Source organism: Kitasatospora sp. NPDC057518 (genome assembly GCF_042802075.1).
Lineage (GTDB): Bacteria > Actinomycetota > Actinomycetes > Streptomycetales > Streptomycetaceae > Kitasatospora.
The window spans coordinates 55,335-65,529 of record NZ_JBHVEU010000002.1 but is presented as its reverse complement, the minus strand read 5'-3'; the positions used below and the strand labels follow the sequence as shown (position 1 = coordinate 65,529).

Genomic DNA, 10,195 nt, shown 5'->3' with positions numbered 1-10,195 from the left:
GACCTGGCTGGACGCGGCCGTCGCCGACGGCGCGATCACCGTGGACAACCCGGCGGCCGGCGGCTCCGTGTCGCTGCGCGCCGAGGTCGGCCGCTGGCTCGCCGGGCGCGGCGCCGAACGCGTCGTCCTCGCCGCCGGCGAACCGCTGACCGGCGACGTCGCCCGGCTCGCCGCCGACGTCGCCGCCTCCGGCGCCGCCCTGTCCATCGCCGCCTGCGACACCACCCGGCGCGCCGAACTCGGCGGCCTGCTACGGCAGATCACCGCCGACGGCGGCCCCGCCCTGCGCGGCGTCGTGCACGCCGTCGGCGCCGGACAGGCCACCGCCGTCGCCGACACCACGGCACGGGAACTCGCCGACGTCGCCGGCGCCCGGTCGGCCGGCGCCCGCTGGCTCGACGAACTGACCGCCGACCTCGACCTGGACGACTTCGTCCTGTTCTCCTCCGTCGCCGCGACCTGGGGCAGCGCCCTGGTGCCCGGCTACGCCACGGGCAGCGCCTTCGTCGACGCCCTCGCCGAGCAGCGCCGCGCCCGCGGACAGGTCGCCACCTCGGTCGCCTGGGGCCCCTGGGCCGACGGCGGCGCCGGCGCCCGGTCCTCCGTCCGGCACGGCCTGGGCGTCCTGGACCCGGGCACCGCCGTCCGGGCGCTCGGCCAGGCCATGGACGGACGCGACGCGCTCGTCACCATCGCCGACGTGGACTGGCGGACCTTCGCGCCCGCCTTCACCCTGCACCGCCCGAGCCCGCTCCTCGCCGACCTGCCGGAAGCGGCCGCCCCGGCGGCCGAACCGGCCGGCCCGGCCGACGGCGGCACGGCACCCGAGTTCGCCCGCACCGTCCTCGCCCTGCCCGCCGCCCGCCGGCCGGCCGCGGTGACGGACCTGGTGCGCGCCCAGGCGGCCCTGGTGCTGTCGCACGGGAGCACCGCCGACATCGACGCCGAACGCGCCTTCCGGGACCTCGGCTTCGACTCCCTGACCGCCATCGAACTGCGCGACCGGCTCGCCGCCGCCACCGGCGTCACCCTGCCCTCCACCGTCGTCTTCGAGTACCCGACGTCCGCCGCCCTCGCCGCGCACCTGCTGCGCGAGCTCGGCGCCGGCCCGGACTCCGTACGCACCCAACTCGACCGGCTGGACGCCTCGTTGTCGGGCCTGCTGGACCGGCTCGGCGAGGACGGCGACGGGACGGACGGGGACGAGGAGGCCGTCGCGGCGCAGCTCGCCGCACTGAGCGCCAAGTGGCAACGACTCCAGCGCCGCGCCGGCGGCCCCGCCACCGGCGGCGGCAACGGCGCCGGCACCGCCGCCGGCCAGGACGTCTCCGAGCGCCTCGCCGCCGCGGACGACGACGAGGTCTTCGACCTCCTGGGCAAGGAGTTCGGCATCGAATGACCGTACCGCCGACCCTCCCGCGGGCCGCCCGAGCGCTGCCCAGACCGAGTACCCACAGCCCGAGCACCCCGAGGTGGAACGCGTGAGCGAGGACAAGCTCCGGTACTTCCTGAAGCGCGTCACGGCCGAGCTGCACGAGAGCCGCGAGCGCGTCCGCGAGTTGGAGACCGTGACCGGCGAGCCCATCGCCGTCGTCGGCATGGGCTGCCGCTACCCGGGCGGCGTGCGCACGCCGGACGAGCTCTGGAACCTGGTCGCCACCGGCACCGACGCGGTCGGCGACTTCCCCGCCGACCGCGGCTGGGACCCGGGCGAGGCGGCCGCCCACGGCTACGAGACCCGCGGCGGCTTCCTCCCCGACGCGGCCGAGTTCGACCCCGGCTTCTTCGGCATCAGCCCGCGCGAGGCCCTCGCGATGGACCCCCAGCAGCGCCTCGTGATGGAGGTCGCCTGGGAGGCCCTGGAGCACGCCGGACTCGACCCGCGCGCCCTGCGCGGCTCGCACACCGGCGTGTTCGTCGGCGCCAGCGCGTCCGGCTACGACTGGTACGCGCGCGAACACGGCCACGACGAGGGCCACCTGGTCACCGGCAGCGCGATCAGCGTGCTCTCCGGCCGGGTCTCCTACACCCTGGGCCTGAACGGGCCCGCCGTGACCGTCGACACGGCCTGCTCCTCCTCGCTGGCCGCCGTCCACCTGGCGGCCCGCTCGCTGCGCACGGGCGAGTGCTCGCTCGCCCTCGCCGGCGGCGTGATGGTGATGTCCACCCCGGTGATGTTCGCCGACTTCGCCCGCCAGCAGGGCCTCGCCTCCGACGGACGCTGCAAGCCGTTCTCGGAGGACGCCGACGGCACCGGCTGGGGCGAGGGCGCCGGACTCGTCCTGCTGGAGCGCCTGTCCGACGCCCGCCGCAACGGCCACCGCGTCCTGGCGGTCATCCGCGGCAGCGCGATGAACCAGGACGGCGCGTCGAACGGCCTGACGGCGCCCAGCGCGCCCGCACAGCGCCGGGTCATCCGGGCCGCCCTCGCCGACGCCCGCCTGACGGCCTCCGAGGTCGACGCGGTCGAGGCGCACGGGACGGGCACGGAGCTGGGCGACCCGATCGAGGCCGGCGCCCTGCTGGCCACCTACGGACAGGGCCGCGACGAGGACCGGCCGCTGTGGCTCGGCTCGCTCAAGTCCAACATCGGCCACGCCCAGCAGGCCGCCGGCGTCGGCGGCGTGATGAAGATGGTGCTCGCCCTGCGGCACGGCACCCTGCCCAGGACCCTGCACGCCGGGGAGCCGACCTCGCACGTCGACTGGGCCTCGGGGAACGTCCGGCTGCTCCAGGAACCGGTGGAGTGGCCGGCGGGCGAGCGGGTGCGCCGAGCAGGTGTGTCGGCGTTCGGCGCGAGCGGGACGAACGTCCACGTGATCCTGGAGGAGGCGCCCGCGCCGACGGCCGGGGAGCCGGCGGTGAACGAGGAGCCGACGCCGGACGAGGAGCGCCCGGCGCCCGTCCTGCCGACGGCGGCGTCGGCCTGGGTGGTGTCGGGCCGCAACGCGACCGCGCTGGCCGGTCAGGCGGGCCGGCTGCGCGAGCACGTGGTGGCACGGCCGGAGCTGCCGGTGGGCGACGTCGCGTGGTCGCTGGCCACGACGCGGTCGGCCTTCGAGCGGCGCGCGGTGGTGCTGGGCGGCGAGCGGAGTGAGCTCGCGGCGGGTCTCGCGGCGGTGGCCACGGGACAGCCCGCGGCGGGTGTGGTGACCGGGTCGGTGGCCTCCGGCGGCGCCGGGCGGACGGTCTTCGTCTTCCCGGGGCAGGGGAGCCAGTGGGTCGGGATGGGGCGTGAGCTGGCCGCTTCGTCGCCGGTGTTCGCGGCGCGGCTGGCCGAGTGTGCTGCGGCCCTGGCGCCTTATGTGGACTGGCAGTTGGACGATGTGCTGGCGGGCCTTCACGGCTTCGAGGCTGCCGATGTCGTGCAGCCCGCGCTGTGGGCCGTGATGGTGTCGCTCGCCGCTGTGTGGGAGGCGGCCGGTGTCGCACCGGACGCTGTGGTGGGTCACTCACAGGGTGAGATTGCCGCTGCGGCCGTCGCGGGGATCCTGTCCCTCGATGACGCCGCCAAGGTGGTGGCTCTGCGGAGCAAGACCCTGAAGGTGCTGGCCGGTCGTGGCGGGATGCTGTCGATCGCGGAGCCGGTGGAGGGCGTCCGTACCCGGATCGCGTCGTACGGCACCCGCCTTTCCGTCGCCGCCGTGAACGGCCCGTCGGCGACGGTGGTTTCCGGTGACGCCGACGCGCTGCGCGAACTCGCCGACTCCTGCGGGGAGTCCCCGCGCGCCCGGATGATCCCGGTGGACTACGCCTCGCACAGCGCGCACGTGGACGAGCTGCGCGAGGAGATCCTCGCCGTGCTCCAGGGCATCGCCCCCCGCGAGGTGCAGGTCCCGATGATCTCCGCGCTGACCGGTGAGTGGCTGTCCGGCCCGGAGCTGGATCCGGCGTACTGGTACGCCTCCCTGCGCGAGACGGTCGAGTTCGACCGTGCCGTACGGACCCTCGGCGAGGCCGGACACGGCGTGTTCCTGGAGGTCTCCCCGCACCCGGTGCTGACCCCGGCGATCGCCGACAGCCTGGAGGACCGCTCCCCGACCGTGGTGGGCACCCTGCGCCGCGACGAGGGCGGCGCCGAGCGCCTGCTGGCCTCGCTCGCCGAGGCGTACACGGGCGGCGCGGCCGTCGACTGGGCGGCGGTGCTCGGCGGCGGGACGGCGGTCGAGCTGCCGACCTACGCCTTCCAGCGCCAGCGGTACTGGCCAGCGGCCCCGGCCCGGCCGGCGGGCGCGGCGGGCGTCGACGACTGGCGCTACCGGATCCGCTGGCAGCCCGCGGACGCGGACCCGGCCGCCGTACCGGCCCTGTCCGGCACCTGGCTGCTCGTCGGCGAGGGGGACGTGGCCGACGGGTGCGCCCGCACCCTGGCCGACCACGGCGCGCAGGTCGTCCGGACCGGCGTCGAGACCCTCGACCAGGCCGTCACCGGCCCCGTGTCTGGCGTGGTGTCCCTGCTGGCGCTGGAGGAGGGCCACGACCCGGCGTACCCGTGGATCCCGCGCGGCACCGCCGCGACGGTCGACCTCGTCCAGGCGCTGCGCCGGACCGGCGTCGACGCCCCGCTGTGGCTGCTGACCCGGGGCGCGGTGCAGACCGGACCGGACGAGGTGACGACCGCTCCCGTGCAGACCCAGCTGTGGGGCATGGGCCGCGTCATCGGCATGGAACTCCCAGACAGCTGGGGCGGGTTGGTCGACCTCCCGCCGGAGTTCGACGCGCGGACCGGCGCCCGGCTGGTCGCGGTCCTCGCGGACCGCACGGAGGACCAGGTCGCCCTGCGCCCCTCCGGCACGCTCGCCCGCCGCCTGGTGCGGGCCGAGCCACGGCCGGCCGGCCGCGCCCCCTGGCGGGCGCGCGGCACCGTGCTGCTGACCGGCGGCACCGGCTCGATCGGGGCCTGCGTCGCGCGCTGGCTCGCCGAGCGGGACACCCCGCGCGTCGTGCTGACGAGCCGTTCCGGCCCGTCCGCGGAGGGGGCGGTGGAACTCGCGGCCGCGATGGCGACCGCCGGGACGGCCGTCGACATCGTCAGCTGCGACACCGGCGTCCGCCGGGACGTCACCGACCTCGTCGCCTGGATCGAGGCCACCGGACCGGGCCTGTCCACGGTCCTGCACTCGGCCAACACCGGCTACCTGGCCCGGGTCGAGGACACCACCAGGGAGGGCCTGGCGGCGGCGCTCAGCGCCAAGGCCGCCGGGGCCACCTACCTGGACGAGGCGACGGCCGCGCTGGACGTGGACGAGTTCGTGCTGTTCTCGTCGATCTCGGCGACCTGGGGGAGCAACGACCACGGCCCGTACGCGGCGGGGAACGCCTTCCTCGACGGCCTGGCCGAGGACCGCCGGGCCCGGGGCCTGCCGGGCACCTCGATCGCCTGGGGCGTCTGGGACTCCCGGGACTGGGACGCGGTCGACGACCTGATGGACCACAGCCCCGGCCGGGTGACGCCCCGACGGCTCCGCCGGCAGGGGATGAACTTCCTCGAGACCGAACGGGCGCTGACGGCGCTGGACCAGACCCTCGCGGACGACGAGACCTTCATCGCGCTCGCCGACGTGACGTGGGAGAAGTTCGCGCCGGTGTTCCGCGCGGCGCGCCCGCGCCCGCTGCTGGACGCCATCCCCGAGGCCCGGGAGCAGGAGGACCGGGGCCCGGACGCCGCCGGGTCGGACCGGCCGGCCGAGGCCACCGGCGAACTGTTCCGCGCCCTCGCCGGCCTGACCGCCGCCGAGCGCCGCCGCGCCGTGGTCGAGCTGGTCCGCGCGCACGCCGCCGCCGTCCTCGGCCACGGCTCCGCGGCCGAGGTCCCGACCACGCGCGCCTTCCGGGAGCTCGGCTTCGACTCGCTGACCGCCGTCGAACTGCGCAACCGGCTGGGCGGCGCCGCGGGCGTCCGGCTGCCCGCCACGGTCGTGTTCGACCACCCCAACCCGGCCGCCCTGGCCGAGGAGATCCTCTCCCGGCTCTTCGGGGCCGAGGCGGCGGCCGGCGCCGGGCCGGTGCCCGCCGTGGTCGCGGCCCCCGCCGAACCGGTCGCGATCGTCGGCATGGCCTGCCGCTACCCCGGCGGGATCCGGACCCCCGAGGAGCTCTGGGCCCTCCTGGCCGAGCACGGGGACGCGATCGGCGGCTTCCCGACCGACCGCGGCTGGAACACCGAGGGCCTCTTCGACCCGGACCCGGACGCCGAGGGCAAGACCTACGTCGCCGAGGGCGGCTTCCTGACCGGGGCCGCCGAGTTCGACGCCGCCTTCTTCGGGATCAGCCCGCGCGAGGCCCTGTCGATGGACCCCCAGCAGCGGCTGCTGCTGGAGACCTCCTGGGAGGCCGTCGAGCGCGCGGGCATCGACCCGAAGTCGCTGCACGGCTCCGCGACCGGCGTGTTCGTCGGCGCGGCCCGGTCGACCTACCTCGGCGTGGTGGAGGAGACCGCCGGGTCCGAAGGACACCACATGACCGGCACGGCGATGAGCGTGCTGTCCGGCCGGATCGCCTACGCGCTGGGCCTGGTGGGCCCGGCGATGACGGTGGACACCGCCTGCTCCTCCTCGCTGGTCGCGCTGCACCAGGCCGTGCAGTCGCTGCGGTCGGGCGAGTGCTCGGTCGCCCTGGCGGGCGGCGTGACGGTGATGGCCGACCCGGGCGAGTTCGTCGGCTTCTCGCGGCTGCGGGCCCTGTCGCCGAACGGCCGCTGCCAGGCCTTCGGCGAGGGCGCCGACGGCATGGGCATGGGCGAGGGCGTCGGCATCGTGGTGCTCGAACGCCTCTCCGACGCCCGCCGCAACGGGCACCGGGTGCTCGGCGTGGTGCGCGGCAGCGCCATCAACCAGGACGGCGCCTCCAACGGCCTCACCGCCCCCAACGGCCCCTCGCAGCAGCGCGTCATCCGTGCCGCGCTGGCCAACGCCCGGATCTCGGCTGCGGACGTGGACGTGGTCGAGGCGCACGGGACGGGCACGGAGCTGGGCGACCCGATCGAGGCGGGCGCGCTGCTGGCCACGTACGGCCAGGAGCGGTTCGAGGACCGGCCGTTGTGGCTGGGCTCGGTGAAGTCCAACATCGGGCATGCCCAGCAGGCCGCCGGTGTGGCCGGTGTGATCAAGATGGTGCTGGCGCTGCAGGCCGGTGTGCTGCCGAAGACGCTGCATGCGGACGAGCCTTCTTCGCACGTGGACTGGGAGACGGGCAACGTCCGGCTGCTCCAGGACGAGGTGGCGTGGCCGGCGGGCGAGCGGCCGCGCCGGGCGGGTGTGTCGGCGTTCGGCATCAGCGGCACCAACGCGCACGTGATCATCGAAGAGGCGCCGGTCGAGGCGGAGACCGTCCCCGAGGACGCCGCCGAGGACCTCGCGCCGGTCCTGACGCGACCCCTCCCGGCGTGGGTGCTGTCCGGCCGTGACGGGCAGACGCTCGCCGGTCAGGCGGGCCGGCTGCGCGAGCACGTCGCGGAGCGGCCGGAGCTGCCGGTCGGCGACGTCGCGTGGTCGCTGGCCACGACGCGGTCGGCCTTCGAGCAGCGCGCGGTGGTGCTGGGAGCGGACCGGGACGAACTGGAGGCGGGGCTCTCGGCCGTCGCCACCGGACAGCCCGCGCCCGGCGTGGTCGCCGGCGAGGTCGCCCCGGACGGGGTCGGGCGGACGGTGTTCGTCTTCCCCGGCCAGGGCAGCCAGTGGGTCGGCATGGGGCGTGAGCTGGCCGCTTCGTCGCCGGTGTTCGCGGCGCGGCTGGCCGAGTGTGCCGAGGCTCTCGCGCCGTACGTGGACTGGCAGTTGGACGACGTCCTGGCGGGCCTTCACGGTTTCGAGGCCGCCGATGTGGTGCAGCCGGCGCTGTGGGCCGTGATGGTCTCGCTGGCGGCGGTGTGGGAGGCGGCCGGTGTCGCTCCCGATGCCGTGGTCGGTCACTCGCAGGGCGAGATTGCCGCTGCCGCTGTGGCCGGGATTCTCTCCCTGGACGACGCTGCCAAGGTCGTGGCTCTGCGGAGCAAGACCCTTAAGGCGCTGGCGGGTCGTGGCGGGATGCTGTCGATCGCGGAGCCGGTGGACGGTGTCCGCGCCCGGATCGCCCCGTACGGTTCCCGGCTGTCGGTCGCGGCCGTGAACGGTCCGTCGGCGACGGTCGTCTCCGGTGACGCCGACGCGCTGCGCGAACTCGCCGACTCCTGCGGGGAGTTCCCGCGCGCCCGGATGATCCCGGTGGACTACGCCTCGCACAGCGCGCACGTGGACGAGCTGCGCGAGGAGATCCTCGCCGTCCTCCAGGGCATCACGCCGACCGATGCCCGCATCCCCATGGTCTCCGCGCTGACCGGCGCGTGGCTGTCCGGCCCGGAGCTGGACCCGGCGTACTGGTACGCGTCCCTGCGCGAGACCGTCGAGTTCGACCGCGCCGTGCGGATCCTCGCCGACGCGGGCCACGGGGCATACGTCGAGGTGTCCCCGCACCCGGTGCTCACCCCGGCGATCAGCGACGCCTTCGCGGACCGGACCCCGGCCGTGGTCGGCACCCTGCGCCGCGAGGACGGCGGCGCCGGGCGTCTCCTGGCCTCGCTCGCCGAGGCCTACGTCCGGGGCCTGCCCGTCGCCTGGACCGCGCTCCTGGGCGGCGGCACGACCGTGGACCTCCCCACCTACGCCTTCCGGCGGGACCGGTTCTGGCCGGAGCCCACCGAGGCCCCGACCGTACCGGTCACCGCGGGCACGCCCGCCGAGGCGGGCTTCTGGAACGCCGTCGAGCGCGGTGACGCCGATGCCCTCGCCGACCTGCTCGGCGTCGACCCGGCCGACCCGGCCCTCGGCGCGCTCACCGGCTGGCGCCACCGCGAACGCGCCGAATCGGCCGTCGCCGGCTGGCGCTACCGCATCGCCTGGTCGGCCCTGCCCGAGCACGGCACCGCGCTGACCGGCACCTGGCTGCTCGTCGGCTCCGCGCCGGACGTCGCCGACGCCCTGACGGCCGCCGGCGCCCGCGTCCTCACGGTGCCCGGGGACGGTATCGACACCACCGACCGCGAGGCGCTCGCCGCCGCGCTGCCCACCGGTGTCGCCGACCTCTCCGGCATCGTCTCCGCCCTCGCCCTCGACGACGAGGCGGCCGCGCCGCTCGACGCCCACCCCGGCGTCCCGCGCGGCCTGGCCGCCACCCTGGCCCTGGCCCAGGCCGTCGCCGACCGGCGCGGGGACGGGGACGACACGCCCGCCGCCCCGCTGTGGGTGCTGACCCGGGGCGCGGCCGCCGCCACCGACGGCGAGCCGGCCGGCCCGTCCGTCCACGCCCAGATCTGGGCCCTCGGCCGGACGGCCGCCCTCGCCCACCCCGACCTGTGGGGCGGCCTGATCGACCTGCCGCGGCGTCCCGAGGACACCGGCCCCGCCCTGCGGCGCCTGGCCGCCGTCCTCACGGGCGGCGACGGCGAGGACCAGGTGGCGCTGCGCCCGTCCGGCGCGTACGGGCGACGGCTGGTGCGCGCCACGCAGCCGCAGGCCCCGGCGAACGGCGCCGCGTGGACCCCGCGCGGCACCGTCCTGGTCACCGGCGGGACCGGCGCCATCGGCGAGCACGTCGCGCGCTGGCTCGCCGACCGCGGCACGCGGCGCGTCGTGCTGACCGGCCGTCGCGGCCCGGCCACCGAGGGCGTCGCCGCCCGCGCCGCCGAACTCGCCGCCCGCGGCACCGGCGTCGACGTCGTCGCCTGCGACGTCGCCGAGCGCGCCGAGGTCGCCGCCCTGCTGGCCCGGATCGACGCCACCGGCGGCCCGGCCCTGTCCACGGTGCTGCACACCGCGGGCGTCGGCCAGGGCGGCACCGTCGGCGAGACCACCGCGGCCGGGCTGGCCGAGGTCTGCGCCCCCAAGGCGGGCGGCGCCCGCTGGCTCGACGAGCTGACCGCCGACCGCGGCCTCGACGACTTCGTGCTGTTCTCCTCCGGCGCCGCCGTCTGGGGCGGCAGCGACCAGGCCGGCTACGCCGCCGCCAACGGCTACCTCGACGGCCTCGCCGCCGAACGCCGCGCCGCCGGCCGCCCCGCCACCACGATCTCCTGGGGCCTGTGGGACGGCGGCGGCATGGGCGGCGGCAGCGTGACCACCCGGCTGACCCGCTACGGCGTCCGGGCCATGGCGCCCGAACTCGCCGTCCGCGCCCTCGGCCAGGCCCTGGACGGAGGAGAGGACGCCGTCACCGTCGCCGA

The 10,195-nt window shown here is 76.7% G+C and carries 2 protein-coding genes (1 of these 2 running past the window's edge); both read left to right on the top strand.

Annotation, left to right across the window (positions count from 1 at the left end):
- On the top strand, positions 1 to 1,399 hold a 1,399-nt coding region (locus tag ACFU7Z_RS00400; RefSeq protein WP_380775035.1), incomplete at its 5' end, for a KR domain-containing protein.
- A gap of 82 nt (positions 1,400 to 1,481) precedes the next feature.
- Positions 1,482 to 10,195, top strand: partial view of a type I polyketide synthase gene (locus tag ACFU7Z_RS00395; protein ID WP_380775033.1) — the 5' portion only. 694 nt of this gene lie beyond the right edge of the window; only the first 8,714 of its 9,408 coding nucleotides appear in the window; it begins with the start codon at positions 1,482 to 1,484; its stop codon lies beyond the right edge, outside the window.